Origin of the sequence: Terrabacter lapilli (assembly GCF_039531305.1) — a bacterium.
Taxonomy (GTDB): Bacteria; Actinomycetota; Actinomycetes; order Actinomycetales; family Dermatophilaceae; genus Terrabacter; species Terrabacter lapilli.
The window spans coordinates 1,098,762-1,114,820 of record NZ_BAAAPU010000007.1 but is presented as its reverse complement, the minus strand read 5'-3'; the positions used below and the strand labels follow the sequence as shown (position 1 = coordinate 1,114,820).

The 16,059-nt window shown below is 71.9% G+C and carries 18 protein-coding genes; 5 read left to right on the top strand and 13 right to left on the bottom strand.

Features of this window, described 5'->3' with window-relative positions:
- The first annotated feature begins 20 nt into the window (after positions 1-20).
- Genes ABD241_RS13200 through ABD241_RS13190 form a run of 3 tightly spaced genes read left to right on the top strand, consistent with a single transcriptional unit; the run spans position 21 to position 2,743 of the window.
- Positions 21-215: a Pr6Pr family membrane protein gene (locus ABD241_RS13200; protein WP_344063524.1), complete on the top strand. Its 195-nt coding sequence runs from the start codon at positions 21-23 to the stop codon at positions 213-215.
- Positions 212-1,456, top strand: coding sequence for a DUF4032 domain-containing protein (locus ABD241_RS13195; protein ID WP_344063193.1), 1,245 nt, complete (start codon positions 212-214; stop codon positions 1,454-1,456). Before ABD241_RS13200 ends, ABD241_RS13195 begins: the two co-directional genes overlap by 4 nt.
- Before the next feature lie 42 nt (positions 1,457-1,498).
- Positions 1,499-2,743 carry a hypothetical protein gene (locus ABD241_RS13190; protein WP_344063190.1) on the top strand — a complete coding sequence of 415 codons (1,245 nt, stop codon included), beginning with the start codon at positions 1,499-1,501 and terminating at the stop codon, positions 2,741-2,743.
- A 37-nt stretch (positions 2,744-2,780) separates the two neighbouring features.
- On the opposite strand, the gene ABD241_RS13185 is transcribed toward ABD241_RS13190, so the two are convergent.
- The 11 genes from ABD241_RS13185 to ABD241_RS13135 form a co-directional block, all read right to left on the bottom strand.
- Positions 2,781-3,326: a vitamin K epoxide reductase family protein gene (locus tag ABD241_RS13185; protein WP_344063188.1), complete on the bottom strand. Its 546-nt coding sequence runs from the start codon at positions 3,324-3,326 to the stop codon at positions 2,781-2,783.
- Between the two features lie 6 nt (positions 3,327-3,332).
- Positions 3,333-4,193: a DUF929 family protein gene (locus tag ABD241_RS13180; protein WP_344063185.1), complete on the bottom strand. Its 861-nt coding sequence runs from the start codon at positions 4,191-4,193 to the stop codon at positions 3,333-3,335.
- Between the two features lie 171 nt (positions 4,194-4,364).
- Entirely contained in the window at positions 4,365-5,333 is a 969-nt protein-coding gene (gene rlmB, locus ABD241_RS13175) for a 23S rRNA (guanosine(2251)-2'-O)-methyltransferase RlmB (RefSeq protein ID WP_344063182.1), read from the bottom strand.
- A gap of 1 nt (position 5,334) precedes the next feature.
- Complete coding sequence (gene cysS / locus ABD241_RS13170; protein WP_344063178.1) at positions 5,335-6,849, bottom strand: cysteine--tRNA ligase; 1,515 nt, start codon at positions 6,847-6,849, stop codon at positions 5,335-5,337.
- Between the two features lie 118 nt (positions 6,850-6,967).
- Entirely contained in the window at positions 6,968-7,645 is a 678-nt protein-coding gene (locus tag ABD241_RS13165; protein WP_344063175.1) for an MBL fold metallo-hydrolase, read from the bottom strand.
- Complete coding sequence (locus tag ABD241_RS13160; protein ID WP_344063172.1) at positions 7,642-8,724, bottom strand: S-(hydroxymethyl)mycothiol dehydrogenase; 1,083 nt, start codon at positions 8,722-8,724, stop codon at positions 7,642-7,644. The genes ABD241_RS13165 and ABD241_RS13160 overlap by 4 nt, the downstream gene beginning before the upstream one ends.
- Before the next feature lie 186 nt (positions 8,725-8,910).
- Positions 8,911-9,414 (bottom strand): hypothetical protein, encoded by a 504-nt coding sequence (locus ABD241_RS13155; RefSeq protein ID WP_344063169.1) that lies wholly within the window; start codon positions 9,412-9,414, stop codon positions 8,911-8,913.
- 95 nt (positions 9,415-9,509) lie between these two features.
- Entirely contained in the window at positions 9,510-9,980 is a 471-nt protein-coding gene (ispF, locus tag ABD241_RS13150) for a 2-C-methyl-D-erythritol 2,4-cyclodiphosphate synthase (protein ID WP_344063520.1), read from the bottom strand.
- A gap of 86 nt (positions 9,981-10,066) precedes the next feature.
- Positions 10,067-10,876: an SDR family oxidoreductase gene (locus tag ABD241_RS13145; RefSeq protein ID WP_344063166.1), complete on the bottom strand. Its 810-nt coding sequence runs from the start codon at positions 10,874-10,876 to the stop codon at positions 10,067-10,069.
- 99 nt (positions 10,877-10,975) lie between these two features.
- Entirely contained in the window at positions 10,976-11,617 is a 642-nt protein-coding gene (gene ispD / locus ABD241_RS13140; protein WP_425580776.1) for a 2-C-methyl-D-erythritol 4-phosphate cytidylyltransferase, read from the bottom strand.
- A 79-nt stretch (positions 11,618-11,696) separates the two neighbouring features.
- Positions 11,697-12,179, bottom strand: a complete 483-nt coding sequence (locus ABD241_RS13135) for a CarD family transcriptional regulator (protein WP_344063164.1) — start codon at positions 12,177-12,179, stop codon at positions 11,697-11,699.
- Positions 12,180-12,406: 227 nt separating this feature from the next.
- Between ABD241_RS13135 and ABD241_RS13130 the strand changes: the two genes are divergently transcribed.
- Positions 12,407-12,928 (top strand): hypothetical protein, encoded by a 522-nt coding sequence (locus ABD241_RS13130; protein ID WP_344063161.1) that lies wholly within the window; start codon positions 12,407-12,409, stop codon positions 12,926-12,928.
- A 124-nt stretch (positions 12,929-13,052) separates the two neighbouring features.
- Here ABD241_RS13130 and ABD241_RS13125 read toward each other — a convergent pair whose 3' ends face one another.
- On the bottom strand, positions 13,053-13,736 hold the full coding sequence (locus tag ABD241_RS13125) for a response regulator (protein WP_142181132.1): 684 nt from the start codon (positions 13,734-13,736) through the stop codon (positions 13,053-13,055).
- Positions 13,737-13,780: 44 nt separating this feature from the next.
- Positions 13,781-15,043, bottom strand: coding sequence for a sensor histidine kinase (locus ABD241_RS13120; protein WP_344063157.1), 1,263 nt, complete (start codon positions 15,041-15,043; stop codon positions 13,781-13,783).
- Positions 15,044-15,302: 259 nt separating this feature from the next.
- Between ABD241_RS13120 and phoU the strand changes: the two genes are divergently transcribed.
- Positions 15,303-16,031, top strand: coding sequence for a phosphate signaling complex protein PhoU (gene phoU, locus ABD241_RS13115; protein WP_344063154.1), 729 nt, complete (start codon positions 15,303-15,305; stop codon positions 16,029-16,031).
- The last annotated feature ends 28 nt before the right edge of the window (positions 16,032-16,059 follow it).

The window sequence follows — 16,059 nt, the reverse complement described above, 5'->3', positions numbered from 1 at the left end:
CCTAGGCTCCGCCTGTGACGATGTCGACGTCCGCGCTCGCGCTCGGCCCGTTCGTCGGCTGGTACCCCTACCCCTTCCTCGACGTCGCGAAGATCGGCTACGGCTGGACGCTGCTCAACTGCGCGCTCATCGCCGTCCTCTTCCTCGGCCTCGGCTCCCTTGCGCTCTGGGCGGATCGACGCCTGTCGCGCCGGCGTGCCACGATGATCGCGTGAGCCTGGACATCACGACCGCGAGGCCCGAGGCAGCCCTGCTCGACCTCCCCTGGTCGACACCGCTCGAGGACTGGCCCGAGAGCTACCTCGCGGCCCTCCCCCGCGGCATCTCCCGCCACGTGGTGCGCTTCGTCAAGAGCGGCGCCCGGGTCCTCGCGGTCAAGGAGATCAAGGACGACATCGCCGACCGCGAGTACGCCATGCTGCGCAACCTGCGTCGCCTCGACGTCCCCTGCGTGGAGCCGTTCGGCGTGGTGCACGGCCGCACGGGCCTTGACGGTGAGCCGCTCGACGCCTGCCTGATCACCCGCCACCTGCAGTTCTCCCTGCCCTACCGCGCGCTCTACAGCCAGAACCTGCGGCCCGACACGGCCATACGCCTGATGGACGCCCTGGCGCTGCTCCTCGTGCGCCTGCACCTCGAGGGCTTCTGGTGGGGCGATGTCTCCCTGTCCAACACCCTGTTCCGTCGCGACGCGGGTGCCTTCGCGGCCTACCTCGTGGACGCCGAGACCGGAGAGCTGCACGCGAAGCTCTCCGACGGGCAGCGGGAGCACGACCTCGACATCGCCCGCGTCAACATCGCCGGCGAGCTGATGGACCTCGCCGCCGGCGGCTTCCTCGAGGAGCACGCCGACCCGTTCGAGGTGTCGGCCTCGATCATCGAGCGCTACCACACGCTGTGGGAGGCCCTCACCGGCAGCGAGCGCTTCGAGGGCGGGGACCGGTGGCGCGTCGATGAGCGCATCCGCCGCCTCAACGAGCTCGGGTTCGACGTCGACGAGCTGTCGATCGCCACCGACATCGGGGGCGCCGAGATCACGATCACGCCGAAGGTCGTCGACGCCGGGCACCACTCGCGCCGCCTGCTGCGCCTGACCGGACTCGACGTCGGCGAGAACCAGGCGCGCCGCCTCCTCAACGACCTCGACGCGTACGCCGCCGCGACCGACCGCCAGGGCGAGGACGAGGAGATCGTCGCGCACGACTGGCTCACGCACGTCTACGAGCCGGTCACCCGTGCCGTGCCGCGCGAGCTGCGGGGTCGCCTCGAGCCGGCCGAGATCTTCCACGAGGTGCTCGAGCACCGCTGGTACATGAGCGAGCGTGCGGGCCACGACACCCCGATCGACGAGGCGCTGCGCGACTACGTCGCGACGGTGCTCCCGGCCAAGCCCGAGGAGAAGGCGATCCTGGGCGTCGACACCGAGGAGATGCCGGTCATCAGCCGGCTCGACTGACTGCACCCTAAGCACTCCGGCGTTCTCTGGTTGGATGCCGTGGTGCTCCTGCTCGTCCACGCCCCACGGCCCCGGGCGGTCGCCATCCTGCGCGATGCCGCGATCCCCGGCAGGGTCGGCCCCTCATCCGCAACCGGGTGGACCGCGGCCTGGCTCGACGAGAGCGCCGATGCGTTGCCCGTGAGACCGGCCGAGTCCCACGTCGTGCTGTCCGAGGGTGGCGACGGGCTCACCATCGGCATCCACCCTGCCGACGGCGAGCCCACCCTCGTCGCGCGCAGGTGGTCGGAGCCGCTGGCACGGTCCGATGAGGCGGCCGCCGCGCTGACGTTCCTCTTCGGCCTCCGCGGCGACGCACGACCGGAAGACGTGGCCGAGACCCTGGCCGGCGACCTGGATCTCGAGGCACTGCTCTGGGACCTCGAACGGCTTCTCGAGCTCCCGCCCCTCGAGCCTCCCCCGCCCGATCGATCCGTCGTCGTCACGAGGTGCGACCCGTCGCTCGTGCGGCTGCTGGCTCGAACGCAGGGCCCGTTGCGGCTCGTCCGCCGGGACGACTGGATCCTAGTCGCGCCCACCGACGAGGTGGCCGACCTCACGGACACAGGCTGGGCCCTCGCCGATGCCGGCGGCAGTCGGGATGTGACGATCCTGCTGTGGAGACGTGGTCTCCACCAGGGTTTCCGTATCGCTCGTGGGAGGCGGGCAGCCTCGTGGGACTGGAACGACCCATGGCAGAGCGTCGGGCTTCCGGACGAGGACCCCACCGCAGCGGCCGAGGCAGTGCAAGCCCTCTCACCACATCCACTCTCGCCCGACGACGCGTCCCGCCTCCGGGCGCTCTTGCACCGGCCCGGACCCGAACCCTTGGCGGAGCTCACGCGGCTCCTCGGCCTGCCGCCGGTCGCGTCACAGGTGCTGTCCCAGGAGAGCCACGTCCCGCTCGACGGCGAGGAGCGCCTCGAGCCGGCGCCGTTGCCTCGCGGACTCCTCGAGGCGATGGTCGAGGCGATGGTCGAGGCGTACCGCCACCCGCGGCCCGTGCGTCGGTCACTGCGCTTCGTATACGGGCTCTTCGCGATGGGCACCGTCGCAGCCACCGTCGTCGTGGCCCTGCTCGCGATGCTCTCGATCGTCGTGCTCGCGACCGATGGGTCCGTCGTCGACCAGGCCGGGACCGGCTTCGGGGACTGGGCGTTTGCGGGACTGGCCGTCGTGGGCACCGGCGTGCTGGCGCCGACGTCGGTCTACCGCATCCGGCGGCTCCGCGGACGGTCGTCGAGGTAGGCGTGGACCGTGCCGGCTCGATCAGGGCCGTCGCGACTCAGCGCGACGGCATACCTCCGTCCGGAAGGGCCCGCTCGCCGGACGGACCGGAGAGGATCTGGCCGAAGAGGACCGTGATCCACAGCAGGAACGTCACCACGTGCACGACGGTGCACCACAGGCAGATGGCGTGGATGCGGTAGAGCTCGGCCCAGACCAGGTAGAGCGCCATCCCGAGCCCGACCGTGAGCCAGCCGAGACGGGCCGCGTCGAGCCAGCCCTCGGGGCGTCGCCACACCCGGGGCAGGCAGAGGACCAGCGTGACCAGGAAGAAGACGAGGCCGAGCAGGGCGACCGGCACCCCCATGAAGGTGCTCCAGGCGCTCGTCGTGACCTTGGCGCAGTCGATGAGGCCGCCGATGCTGCACGCGAGCGTCGCGTTCGCCGTGAAGTGCTCGAAGGTCAGGTAGGCCGAGACGCCGAGACCGACCGCGGCGAGTGCCAGCGACACGGGCGCCAGCCAGCCCGGGCGCGCCCGTCCGTCGGCCGGCGCCCCGGCGCCGACGCCCTCCCCCGAGGCGACCTCGTCACGCAGCGAGCTCATCCCACGTCACCGCTTCAGCAGCACGGAGGCGGACTGCACACCCTCGCTCGTGCAGACGTCGGCCGGCTTGCCCTTGGTCGCCTCGCAGAGCTGCGCGGTGATCATGTTCATGGCGGGCGTCATCGTCTTGCCGATGTCGGAGGTCGGGTCCTGGATGCCCGCGATGATCTGGTCGTAGGTCTTGCCGTCGATCGCGTTGGCGTCGACCGTCGCACCGGAGGTGGCGTGCGTGCCGGCGTAGTCGATCCACGGGATACCGCCGCCGGGGTTGAACTTCTGGAAGAGCGCCGCGTTCTCACCGTCGAGGGTCTGGAGCGGCTTGCCGTTGCGGTCCTGGGTCTCGACGGCCTCGAACGCGAGGACGTCGCTGGTGAACTTCGCATCCTTGAACGAGAACGTCGGGGTGTCCGGGTGGACGTCGGAGCTCGAGCTCGTGGTCTCGGTGATGCCGCTGAAGGTGCCGAAGCGCGACATGGCCCCGATCAGGGCCCAGCGCTCCATCGCGCAGTACGGGCAGTACTCCGCGCCGATGTAGAGGACCTTCGGCTTGCCGTCCTGCGTCAGCGGCGTGCCGCCCTGCAGCTTGGCCGGCGCCTGCGACGGGTTGGGCGCCGGCGCCTTGTCGAAGACCGACGCCGGCAGCTTCTCGAGCGTCGCGAGCGCCGCCGCCCCGCTGCTGGTGCCGGCTGCGGCCGGAGCGTCCTTGGGCCGGTTCGCGACCACGACACCGACGACCACCGCGAGCACCACGATGACCACGGCCACGACGGCGGCGATCACCTGCTTGCGCTGGCGGTCCTGGCGGGCGGCCTCGGCGCGCAGCTGCGCTGCTCGGGCTGCCGTCTCGGCGCGGTTGGTGTTCGCCACGAGTACGTCCCTCGATTCCGGCTGCCCGACGGCAGCGCTCAGCGGTGCGCCCCAGTTGTACTACAGGGCGTAGTTGACTTCGGCAGCACTCTATCGAGCGCCACCGTGAACAGCGTGGGAGGTACGCCCGAAGTTCCCGAGTTCACAGCCCCATACCGCACGCGGCCTACGTCAGCGGCGGCGCTGGCGGGCGATCTCGTAGAGCGTCACGCCCGTCGCCAGCCCGGCGTTGAGCGACTCGACCGCCGAGCTCATCGGGATGGAGACGATCTGGTCGCACGTCTCGCGCACCAGCCGGGAGAGGCCCTTGCCCTCGGAACCGGTGACGATCACCAGCGGCTCGCTCGCGAGCGCGAGGTCGGGCAGCTCGACGTCGCCGTCCATGTCGAGGCCGAGGATGAAGAAGCCGGCCTTCTTGAACTCCTCGAGGGCCCGCGTGAGGTTGCTCGCGCGCGCCACCGGGATGCGGGCGGCAGCGCCGGCGGAGGTCTTCCACGCCGAGGCGGTCATGCCGACCGAGCGACGCTCGGGCACGACGACGCCGTGGCCGCCGAAGGCCGCCACCGAGCGCACGATCGCGCCGAGGTTGCGCGGGTCGGTGATGCCGTCGAGGGCCACGACGAGCGGGATGCCGGGCATCTCGGGGTCGAGCAGGTCACTCGGGTGGGCGTAGTCGTAGGGCGGCACCTGCAGCGCCAGGCCCTGGTGGACCCCGCCGTCGGTGAGCCGGTCGAGCTCGCCGCGCGGCGTCTCGAGGATGGCGAGGCCGCGCTCGGTCGCGAGCTTGAGGGCCTCGCGGACGCGGTCGTCGGTGTCGATCCGGGTGGCGATGTACATGGTCGCCACCGGCACCTCGGCGCGCAGCGCCTCGACGACGGAGTTGCGGCCGTAGACCATCTCGCTCGAGGCCTTGGAACGGCTCTTGGGACGGGACGCGCCCCGGGGGCCGGACGCCGAGCCGGAGCCCGACCGCTTGGCCACGGCCTTGGCCCGCTTGTGCGCGGGGTGGTACTCGCGGTCGGCCGCCTTGGGCGTGGGCCCCTTGCCCTCGAGCCCGCGACGGCGCTGGCCGCCGGACCCGACGGTCGCGCCCTTGCTGCTCTTGCGGACGGCGCCGCGACGTTGGGAGTTGCCTGGCATGTCAGCCCTGTGCCTTCTCGGCCCCGCGGGCCGCGCTGATGAGGTGGGTCGAGGATGATGCGGCGTCCGTGGCCGCGCCCGCTTCGCTGCGGGGTGCACGCGCGAGCGACCACTGCGCGCCGGACGGGGTGTCGGTGATCTCGATGCCAACGGCGGTCAGCTGGTCGCGGATCTGGTCGGCGCGGTCGAAGTCGCGCTCCTGGCGGGCGGCCTGGCGCGCGTCGAGCTGGGCGCGCACGAGCGCCTCGAGGGCGTGCTCCGCGGCGGCGTCCTCCCGGCTCGTGCCCGAGCCCCAGTGGGGCGCCAGCGGGTTGACGCCGAGCACCTCGGTCATCGCGACGACGGCGCCGGCCGCGGCCAGGGCCGCCTCGTCGTCGTCCTCGTCGAGCGCGCTGTTGCCGGCCCGAACGGTGTCGTGGACGACGGCGAGCGCGCCGCTGACGCCCAGGTCGTCGTCCATCGACTCGACGAACGCGGCGGGCAGCTCGGCGGGAGCGACCGGCTCGATCGCACCGCGCCGGCCGGCCCGCTCGAGGAAGCCCTCGATGCGCTCCACGGCTGCGGCGGCCTCGTCGAGGGAGCCGGGGTGGTACTCGATCGTCGAGCGGTAGTGCGCGGCCGTGAGGTAGTAGCGCAGCACGATCGGCCGCGTCTCCTCGAGCAGGTGGAGCACCTCGAGGGCGTTGCCGAGCGACTTGCCCATCTTCTGGCCCTTCACGGTGACCCACGCGTTGTGGAGCCAGTAGCGCGCGAAGCCGAGGCCCGCCGCCCGTGACTGGGCCTGCTCGTTCTCGTGGTGCGGGAAGCGCAGGTCGATCCCGCCGCCGTGGATGTCGAACTCGTCGCCGAGCCAGCGGCGCGCCATGGCCGAGCACTCGAGGTGCCAGCCCGGGCGGCCGGCGCCGAACGGCGTCGGCCACGAGGCGCTCTCGGGCTCGTCGGACTTGTGGCCCTTCCAGAGGGCGAAGTCGCGGGGGTCGCGCTTGCCACGCGGGTCGGCGTCGTCGGCGCTGGCCATGTCGTCGAGGGACTGGCCGGTGAGCGAGCCGTAGTCGGGCCACGAGCGCACGTCGAAGTAGACGTCGCCGCTGCCGTCGGGGGCGACGTAGGCGTGCCCCTTCTCGATCAGGGTCTCCATGAGGGTGACCATGTCGGGCACGTGCCCGGTCGCGCGCGGCTCGTAGGTGGCCGGCTCGATGCCGAGCGCGTCCATCGCCTGCGCCGTGAGCCGCTCGTTGCGGTAGGTGAGGGCGAACCACGGCTCACCGGCCTCGGCGGCCTTGCGCAGCACCTTGTCGTCGATGTCGGTGACGTTGCGCACCAGCGTGACGTCGTAGCGGTGGCCGATCTCGAGCCAGCGGCGCAGCACGTCGAAGGCGACGGCGAACCGGATGTGCCCGATGTGCGGCGCACCCTGCGTCGTGAGGCCACAGATGTAGATGCCGACCTTGCCCGCCTCGCGCGGCGTGAAGTCGCGCAGCTCCCGGGTTGCGGTGTCGAACAGTCGTAGGCTCACCCGGCGCAGTCTATCGGCGCGGCGCACGGCGCCCGACCACGCGGCATACGCCCTCGCGCTTCGTCACCGCGGGGTGATGGCGTATGCCGGGTGGCCGGCTCGCGCGGCCGACGTGGGCTCAGTGGCCCCGGCGCACCCACTCCTCCACGTCGTCCTTCTCGGCGCCGATCGTGGTGGAGTCGCCGTGTCCCGTGAGCACGACGGTCTCGGGCGGCAGGGAGAGCAGCTGCTCCCGGATCGACTCGACGATGGTCGGGAAGTCGGAGAACGACCGGCCCGTGGCGCCCGGGCCGCCCTGGAAGAGCGTGTCGCCGGTGAAGACGACGCCGAGGTCGGCCGCGTAGAAGCAGCAGGCGCCGGGCGCGTGACCCGGCGTGTGCAGCACCGCGAGCTCGACGTCGCCCACGTGGACCACGTCGCCGTCGGCCAGGTCGCGCGTCGGCGCCAGGTCGGGATGGGCCTGGTCCCAGAGCACCCGGTCGTCGGGGTGGAGGGCGACCACGGCGTCGGGGTGGGCCTCGAGCAGCTCCGGGACGACGGTGACGTGGTCGTCGTGCGCGTGGGTCAGCAGGACGTGGGTCAGGCGCCGGTCGCCGACGAGGTCGAGGATCGGGGCAGCGTCGTGCGGGGCGTCGATGACGACGCACTCGGTGTCGTCGCCGACGACCCACACGTTGTTCTCGACCTCCCACGTGCCGCCGTCGAGGCTGAACGTGCCCTCGGTGGTCGTGTGGTCGACCCGGACCGCGGCCGGCGACGCCGGGGTCTGCCCTGAGCCTGCGTCGTCGGCGCTCACAGCTCCACCACCGAGCGCAGCACGGTGCCGGCGTGCATCTTCTCGAACGCCGCCTCGATGTCGCCGAGGCCGATGCGCTCGCTGACGAAGGCGTCGAGGTCGAAGCGGCCCTGCCTGTAGAGCTCGACGAGCATGGGGAAGTCCCGGCTCGGGAGGCAGTCGCCGTACCAGCTGGACTTCAGGGCGCCGCCGCGGCCGAAGATCTCGATCATCGGCAGGGTGACCTGCTGGTCGGGCGTCGGGACGCCGACGAGAACCACAGTGCCGGCGAGGTCACGGGCGTAGAAGGCCTGCTCGTACGTCTCGGGGCGTCCCACCGCCTCGACGACGACGTCGGCGCCGTTGCCGCCGGTCAGGCCGCGGATCGCCTCCACGGGATCGGTCTCGGCGCTGTTGACCGTGTGGGTGGCGCCGAACTTCCTCGCCTGCTCGAGCTTCGCGTCGCTGATGTCGACGGCCACGATGGTCGTCGCACCGGCCAGCCGGGCCCCGGCGATGGCGGCGTTGCCGACGCCGCCGCAGCCGATGACCGCGACCGAGTCGCCACGGGTCACCCCTCCGGTGTTGACGGCCGCGCCGAACCCGGCCATGACCCCGCAGCCGAGCAGGCCCACCGCGGCGGCGTCGGCCTCGGGCACCTTGGTGCACTGGCCCGCGGCGACGAGAGTCCTCTCGATGAAGGCCCCGATGCCCAGCGCCGGCGTCAGCTCCGTGCCGTCGGTCAGGGTCATCTTCTGCTTCGCGTTGTGCGTGTTGAAGCAGTACCACGGCTTGCCCTTGGCGCAGGCGCGGCACTGGCCGCACACGGCGCGCCAGTTGAGGATGACGAAGTCGCCGGGCGCGACCTCGGTGACGCCCTCGCCGACGGCCTCGACGTAGCCGGCCGCCTCGTGCCCGAGCAGGAACGGGTAGTCGTCGTTGATGCCGCCCTCGCGGTAGTGCAGGTCGGTGTGGCAGACACCGCACGTCTCGATCTTCACGACGGCCTCGCCCGGGCCCGGGTCGGGCACCACGACGTCGACGACCTCGACGGGCGCCCCCTTGCTGCGGCTGATGACGCCCTTGACGGTCTGGGGCATGACGGCTCCTTCGGCCTCGTCGGTACGGTCGCCTCGATCCTGCCAAACGCCCGCGCCGTCCCGGCGGGCGGTAGCGACGTGCCCACCCGACTTCGCCAGAAGTCGGGTGGGCACGTCGCTACGTCGAGTGGGCGGTTCGGACCCGCCCGGTCGCGTATGCCGCGTGGTCGCCTCAGCGAGGTCGCCTCAGCGGTCGCGCGTCGTGCCGCCGGTCTCCTCGTGCGCGCCGGTCCCGTAGTCACGGTCGTTGACGTGGTTCTCGGTGCCGAGGCCGTCGGTCCCCCGGGTCTCCTCGAGGCGGTTGCCGTCCTCGTCGACCCGGTAGCCCTCCTTGTCGGTGCGCACGTCCGGGTCGTGCAGGTCGGCCTGGCGGATCCGCTCGTCACGCTCGCGCCGGACCGCCTCGGCGTCGCCCGAGTGCTCGCGGGCCTCGGCCTCGAGGCGCTCGGCCTCGAGCCGACGCTTCTCCGCCTCCGCACGGGCGAGCTCCGAACGGGCCTTGGCCTCGGTGGCGCTGACCTCGCGCTCGCGCAGCTCCTGGTCGTGCTCGGCGGCCTCCTGCCGGATCTCGGCAGCCTTGTCGCGCTTGGCCTCCACGTGCCGGCCTCGGCTGCGGGACATCACCAAGGCGATGACCGCGATCACGACGATCACCGCCACGATGATCCAGATGATGGTGCTGGTAGTCATGCCGTCCTCCTGGTCACCCCGATGGGGCAGGCAGTCGCCGCTCCACCTGTCGGTGTACCCGTTGCGGCGCACGACCAAGCATCCGTCGATGCAGGTCAGCCCCCGCGGCGGCGCACCACGAGCGCGGTCGCGATGGCTGCGACGCCCTCGCCGCGCCCGGTCAGGCCGAGCCCGTCGGTCGTGGTGCCGCTGACCGACACTGGCGCTCCGGCCGCCTCGGACAGCGCCGCCTCGGCCTCGGCGCGCCGGGTGCCGACCTTGGGCCGGTTGCCGACGACCTGCACCGCGATGTTGCCGATCTCGTAGCCCGCCTCCCGGACCAGGCGCGCAGCCTCGGCGAGGAGGGTGACGCCCGAGGCGCCTGCGAGCTCGGGACGCGACGTGCCGAAGTGCGCGCCGAGGTCGCCGATCCCCGCGGCCGAGAAGATCGCGTCGCACGCCGCGTGGGCCGCGACGTCCGCGTCGGAGTGCCCGTCGAGGCCCCGCTCCCCCGGCCACTGCAGGCCCGCGACCCACAGCTCGCGGTCCGACCCCTCGGGAGCGTAGGCGTGCACGTCGACGCCGATGCCGACGCGCGGGAGCGCTGGGGTCGGGCCCGGTCCGCCCGGCCCGGCGGGGTCGGCGGGGTGGGCGGCCTCGCCGGAAGGGGTGGTCACCGCGCGGTCTTCCAGTCGATGGACCCGCGGTGCACCTTGTGCGGGGCCGCCTGCGCCACCGGCTTGATGACCATCGTGTCGATGTTGACGTGCTGCGGCAGGCCCACGACGAAGCCGACGCACTCGGCGACGTCCTCGGCCACGAGCGGACGGTCGACCCCTTCGTAGACCTTGTCGGCCGCGGCCCGGTCGCCGTGCAGACGGGTGAGCGAGAACTCCTCGGTGTGCACCATGCCGGGCCGGATGTCGACGACCCGGATGTTCTCGCCGTTGAGCTCGAGGCGAAGGGTCTCCGAGACGACCGAGGTGCCGTGCTTGGCGGCGACGTAGCCGGCGCCGCCCTCGTAGACGCGCTCGCCGGCGATGGAGCTGATGTCGACGATCGTCGCGCGCGGCGACCGGCGCAGCATCGGCAGCACGGCCTTCGTGACCCGCAGGGTGCCGACGACGTTGGTGGCATACATGGTCTGCCACTCCTCGGGGTCGGAGTCCTCGACGCGGCTGACGCCGAGGGCGCCCCCGGCGTTGTTGACCACGACGTCGCAGCGCTCGAGCGAGCCCACACCCCGGGCCACCGAGTCGGCGTCGGTCACGTCGAGCACGAGCGCACGGGCGGTGCCGCCGTCGGTCTCGATGGCGGCGACCACAGCGTCGAGCTTCTCGCGGCGGCGTCCGGCAACGACGACGTCGTAGCCGTCGTGCGAGAGGCGCCGGGCGATGGCGGCACCGATGCCGGTGCCACCACCGGTGATCAGGGCCAGCGGCCGGGTGCTGGTGGAGTGGTCGGTCGTCTGCTCGCTCGTCACGGTGCCGAGGATAGGCGTCTGCCCGATTCGAGGGGTTCAGCGGTCACCGGTGATCGCCGAAACCTCGAACGACAGGACGAGCGGGTGCGGTCGGCTACGTCAGGGCGCGGTGAGGAGGCGGGCGGCCGCCTCGAGGTCGGCGGGGGTGGTGACCTTGAGGGCCCGCGGGTCGCCGTCGACGACGAGCACGCGCTCCCCCAGCCGCTCCACGAGCCCGGCATCGTCGGTGGCGTCGCTCCCCCCGGCGTGGGCCCGTTCGAGCACGTCCCTGCGGAAGCCCTGCGGCGTCTGCACTGCCCGCAGGGCCGCGCGGTCGGGGGTGGCCACCACGAAACCGTCGGCGTCGACCTGCTTGATCGTGTCGACGACCGGCGCGCCGGGCACGACCGCGACCACCCCGGACCGCACGCCCGCGACGACCCGGTCGAAGACGTCGACCGGTGTCAGGCAGCGCGCCGCGTCGTGGACCAGCACCACGTCGACGTCCGCGCCGAGCGCCCGCAGCCCGGCGGCCACCGAGTCGCCGCGCTCGGCCCCGCCGACCACGACGGTGACGGGCGTCGACGACCCGAGCCCACGGCATACGCCCTCGGCGATCGCGTGCGCCTGCTGGCGGTGCGAGGCCGGTGCCACCACGGCGATCTCGTCGACGGCCGCACACGACAGTGCCCCCCGCAGGGCGTGCCCCAGTAGGGGAACGCCCTCGAGGGGCACGAACGCCTTGGGGACCCCGGCCCCCAGACGCGAACCGGAGCCGGCCGCGACGACGATGACGCCGACGCGACCGGCTCCGGTCTCGTTGTTCAGGGAGCTGCCCGGGTCAGGACGCGAGGACCTCGTCGAGGATGGTCTCGGCCTTCTCCTCGTCGGTCTTCTCCGCGAGCGCGAGCTCGGACACGAGGATCTGGCGCGCCTTGGCGAGCATGCGCTTCTCGCCGGCCGACAGACCGCGGTCCTGGTCACGGCGCCAGAGGTCGCGAACGACCTCTGCGACCTTGATGACGTCGCCCGACGCCAGCTTCTCGAGGTTCGCCTTGTAGCGACGCGACCAGTTGGTGGGCTCCTCCGTGTGCGGGGTGCGCAGCACCTCGAACACGCGGTCCAGACCGTCCTGGCCCACCACGTCGCGGACACCCACGAGGTCGCAGTTCTCGGCTGGCACTTCGATCGTCAGGTCACCCTGGGCGACCTTGAGCTTCAGGTAGAGCTTGTCCTCTCCCCTGATCGTGCGTGTGTTGATCTCTTCGATCAGTGCAGCCCCGTGGTGGGGGTACACGACCGTCTCGCCGACCTTGAAAACCATGTGCTGTTTTCCCCTTTCGCGACCTCCAGATTATCACGAAGCGCGGTCCATCGCGATCTCAGGATCTGGCATCTGCGCAGGTCAGAGCCACAGAGGCGGTCAGAGGCACCGAATCTGACGTCTTGACAGAACCGACGTCGGCATGCTGCACCCGCCGGCGCCGACCCCCGGCACGCCGGTGGGAACCCGACGGGTACGCGCGGACGCGCGTGGGTAGGCTGTCGCCCGTGAAGCGTCGATTCCTCGCCCCGACCCCCGCGCGTCGTCCCTCCGTCCGCCGCGCGTCGGCCGTGCTCGTCGGTGTCGCCCTGGCTGCCGTCACGGCCGGCTGCGAGCTCAACTCGCCCCTGCAGACCCAGGTGTCCTACCAGCCTGCGGACGGCGTCAACACCAATGTCGGCGACCTGGCACTGCGCGACCTCTCCCTCGTCGGCGACGGCACCGGACCGGTCGTCGTCAACGGGTCGGCCTACAACTACGGCAAGCAGGACGTCACCGTCCAGATCTCGGTCCAGGCCGACCCCACCGCGGCGACGCCTCCCACCGGTTCCGAGCTGCAGCTCAAGCCCTCCGAGCAGGTGACTTTCGCCGACAAGGGCCTGCAGCTGAGCCAGGTCAACGCCAAGCCCGGGCGCCTCGTCCCCCTCAAGATCGTGTCCAGCACCGGCGGCACGGCGGTCGTCCAGGTGCCGGTCCTGCCTGCCACCGACTACTACTCGACGGTGACGCCCGCCCCGACGGGCAGCTGACCTTCGTCGCTTCGCGCTCACGACGCCCGGCCCACTCGGTGGTGCCGGGCGTCGCGCTTGCCGCTCCGGGATGCGTCGCATGGACGGCGGGGCCGCGTCTCGCGACGGTGAGGCGGGGGACGGCTCAGCTGGCCTCGAACTTGTAGCCGAGCCCGCGCACCGTCACGATGTGGACCGGGTTGGCCGGGTCGGGCTCGATCTTGGCGCGCAGGCGCTTGACGTGGACGTCGAGGGTCTTGGTGTCGCCGACGTAGTCGCTGCCCCAGACGCGGTCGATGAGCTGCATCCGCGTCAGCACCCGGCCCGAGTTGCGCAGCAGGATCTCGAGCAGCTCGAACTCCTTGAGCGGCAAGGACGTCGATCGGCCGTCCACGGTGACGGTGTGCCGTTCGACGTCCATCCGGACCGGCCCCGACTCGAGCGTCGACGGCATCAGGTCCTCCGGCTCGGCGAGTCGGCGCAGCACCGCCTTGACGCGGGCGAGCAGCTCACGGCTCGAGTAGGGCTTCGTCACGTAGTCGTCGGCGCCGATCTCGAGGCCCACGACCTTGTCGATCTCGCTGTCCTTCGCGGTCAGCATGATGACCGGCACCGAGGAGCGCTGGCGCAGCGCCCGGCACACGTCGACCCCGGACAGGCCTGGCAGCATGAGGTCGAGCAGCACGAGGTCGGCCCCGTTCTTGTCGAACTCGGCCAGACCGTCGGGGCCGGTCTCGGCCACCGCGACGTCGTAGCCCTCCTTCTTCAGCAGGTAGGACAGCGGGTCGGAGAACGACACCTCGTCCTCGACGATGAGAATGCGACTCAAGGGCGTGCCTCTCGGGGGTCGGGCAGCAGCCGGTCGGGCTGCCGTCAGGCGGAGATGTGGTGCTCGGGGTCTGCTGTGTCGAGGCGGTCCTCGGCACCTGCGGCGCTCTGTGTCACCGGTGCGTCGGCGCTGGCGGCACGCGCGGCGGGCACGGCCGGAGCAGGGGGCTCGATGGCTGCGGACGCGTTGGCTGCGGGCAGCTCGATGGTGAACGTCGAGCCGCGGCCGGGCTCGGACCACACCGACACGTTGCCGCCGTGGTTGTCGGCGACGTGCTTGACGATGGCGAGGCCCAGGCCGGTGCCGCCGGTGGCGCGCGAGCGTGCGGTGTCCACGCGGTAGAAGCGCTCGAAGATCCGCTCCTGCTCCTCGGGCGCGATGCCGAGGCCCTGGTCGGTCACCGAGACGTCGACGACGCCTTGACGGGCGCGGCGCACCATCACGCCGACACGCGTGCCCGAGTCGGAGTAGGCGATGGCGTTGCCGACGAGGTTGCTGATCGCCGTCGTCACGAGCTCGGCGTCGCCCCACACCTCGCAGCCCTCGTCGATCGCGGTGACGAGCTCGATGCGGTGCTCGTCGGCGATGAGGCGGCTGCGGTCGGTCGCATCGCGTGCGCAGGCGCCGACGTCGATGAGGGTGGGGTCCTTGATGACGTCGGCACCCTGCAGGCGCGAGAGCTCGACGATCTCCTTGACGAGGCGCGTGAGCCGGTCGGACTCCACGCTGATGCGCCTGGCGAACCGGGCCACGGCCTCCGGGTCGTCGTGGGCGTCGAGGACGGCCTCGGCGAGCAGCGAGATGCCACCCACCGGGGTCTTCAGCTCGTGGCTGACGTTGGCGAGGAAGTCACGGCGGATCTCCTCGACGCGAGCGGCCTTCGACCGGTCCTCGACGAGGAGCAGCACGTGGTCGGCTCCCAGCGGCGCGACTCGCGCCGCGACGACGAGGCGCCCGTCACCGATGCCCTTCTGCAGCGTCAGCTCGGCCTCGCGGATGACCCCGTCGCGCCGGACCGCGCGCGCGAGGTGGAGCAGCTCCGGGTGGACGAGCTCCTGCCCGCGCACGAGGCCCTGGGCCACGGCCGCCGGCGAGTTGTTGACGACCCGGTCGGACGAGTCGACGAGGATGCCGCTCGAGCGCAGCACCGCGATGACGTCGCCGACCCCGGGAGGCAACGGCGGGGCGGGAGGGACGGGAGCCTCGGCCGCTGCGGACCGGTCGGACAGGCGTACGGCTACCATGGCCACGCCGCCCAGGGCGAGGCCGGCGATGCCACCGAGCGTTGCCGCGGTCGTCGGATCCACGACACTCAGCGTACGCACGGCGCGGGCGCTCGCCGACCACGCCGCCTCGCGGCGTGCGCGACACGAACCCACTGTTCACCTGAGCGTCCCCACGCATTCACGCAGCCTTGAGAACCTCTACCGGTGCGGGACCTGTGTCCCTCGTCCCGTATGCCGTCCGCGCACCTCCGGCGGTGGCACGCTGGTCCCGGACGGCACCACCCCGACGACCACCCCGACGACCGCACCGACGGCCCGCCCGGCAACCGACAGGAAGAGCATGCGCGACCAGTTCCACGAGGACCTCGACAAGATCTCGGACCAGCTCGTCGAGCTGACCAGGCTCGCGGGGTCGGCGATCTCCCGTGCCACGACCGCGCTGCTCGACGCCGACGTCCACCTCGCCGAGTCGGTCATCGAGGCCGACCGCAAGCTCGACGACATCCGCATCGAGCTGGACGAGCTCTCGATCGACCTGCTCGCCCGGCAGCAGCCGGTCGCCACCGACCTGCGCATCGTCGTGACGGCGATGCACATGAGCTCGGACCTCGAGCGCATGGGCGACCTCGCCCGCCACGTCGCCAAGGTGGCCCGCCTGCGCACCCCCGAGTCGGCCGTGCCGCCGGAGCTGCGCTCGCACATCCTGCAGATGGGCCAGGTCGCCGAGGCGATCGTCGCCAAGTGCGGGTCGATCATCGCGAGCAAGGACGTCGCGGCCGCCATCGCGCTCGAGAAGGACGACGACGCGATGGACGACCTCCACCGCGAGCTCTTCGCCGCGCTGCTCGACGAGAACACGTCGTGGTCGCGCAGCGCGATCCTCGACCTGACGCTCGTCGGCCGCTACTACGAGCGCTTCGCCGACCACGCCGTGTCGGTGGCCCGCCGCGTCATCTACCTCGTCACCGGTGAGTACGACTCCGGCGTCAGCTTCGACCACGAGGACGACGAGGACGCCGACGTCCTGACCCAGATCGAGCACGGCACCCCCACCACGACCACCCCCTGACCCGTCGAGAGGCCACGTGTGGCCGCCT

Bases quoted from the DNA above. Each gene is read 5' to 3' on its own strand.
- ABD241_RS13200 (WP_344063524.1), top strand. From the start codon at position 21: ATGTCGACGTCCGCGCTCGCGCTCGGCCCGTTCGTCGGCTGGTACCCC.
- ABD241_RS13185 (WP_344063188.1), bottom strand. From the start codon at position 3,326: ATGAGCTCGCTGCGTGACGAGGTCGCCTCGGGGGAGGGCGTCGGCGCC.
- rlmB (WP_344063182.1), bottom strand. From the start codon at position 5,333: ATGCCAGGCAACTCCCAACGTCGCGGCGCCGTCCGCAAGAGCAGCAAG.
- ABD241_RS13160 (WP_344063172.1), bottom strand. From the start codon at position 8,724: ATGCCCCAGACCGTCAAGGGCGTCATCAGCCGCAGCAAGGGGGCGCCC.
- ABD241_RS13155 (WP_344063169.1), bottom strand. From the start codon at position 9,414: ATGACTACCAGCACCATCATCTGGATCATCGTGGCGGTGATCGTCGTG.
- ABD241_RS13135 (WP_344063164.1), bottom strand. From the start codon at position 12,179: ATGGTTTTCAAGGTCGGCGAGACGGTCGTGTACCCCCACCACGGGGCT.
- phoU (WP_344063154.1), top strand. From the start codon at position 15,303: ATGCGCGACCAGTTCCACGAGGACCTCGACAAGATCTCGGACCAGCTC.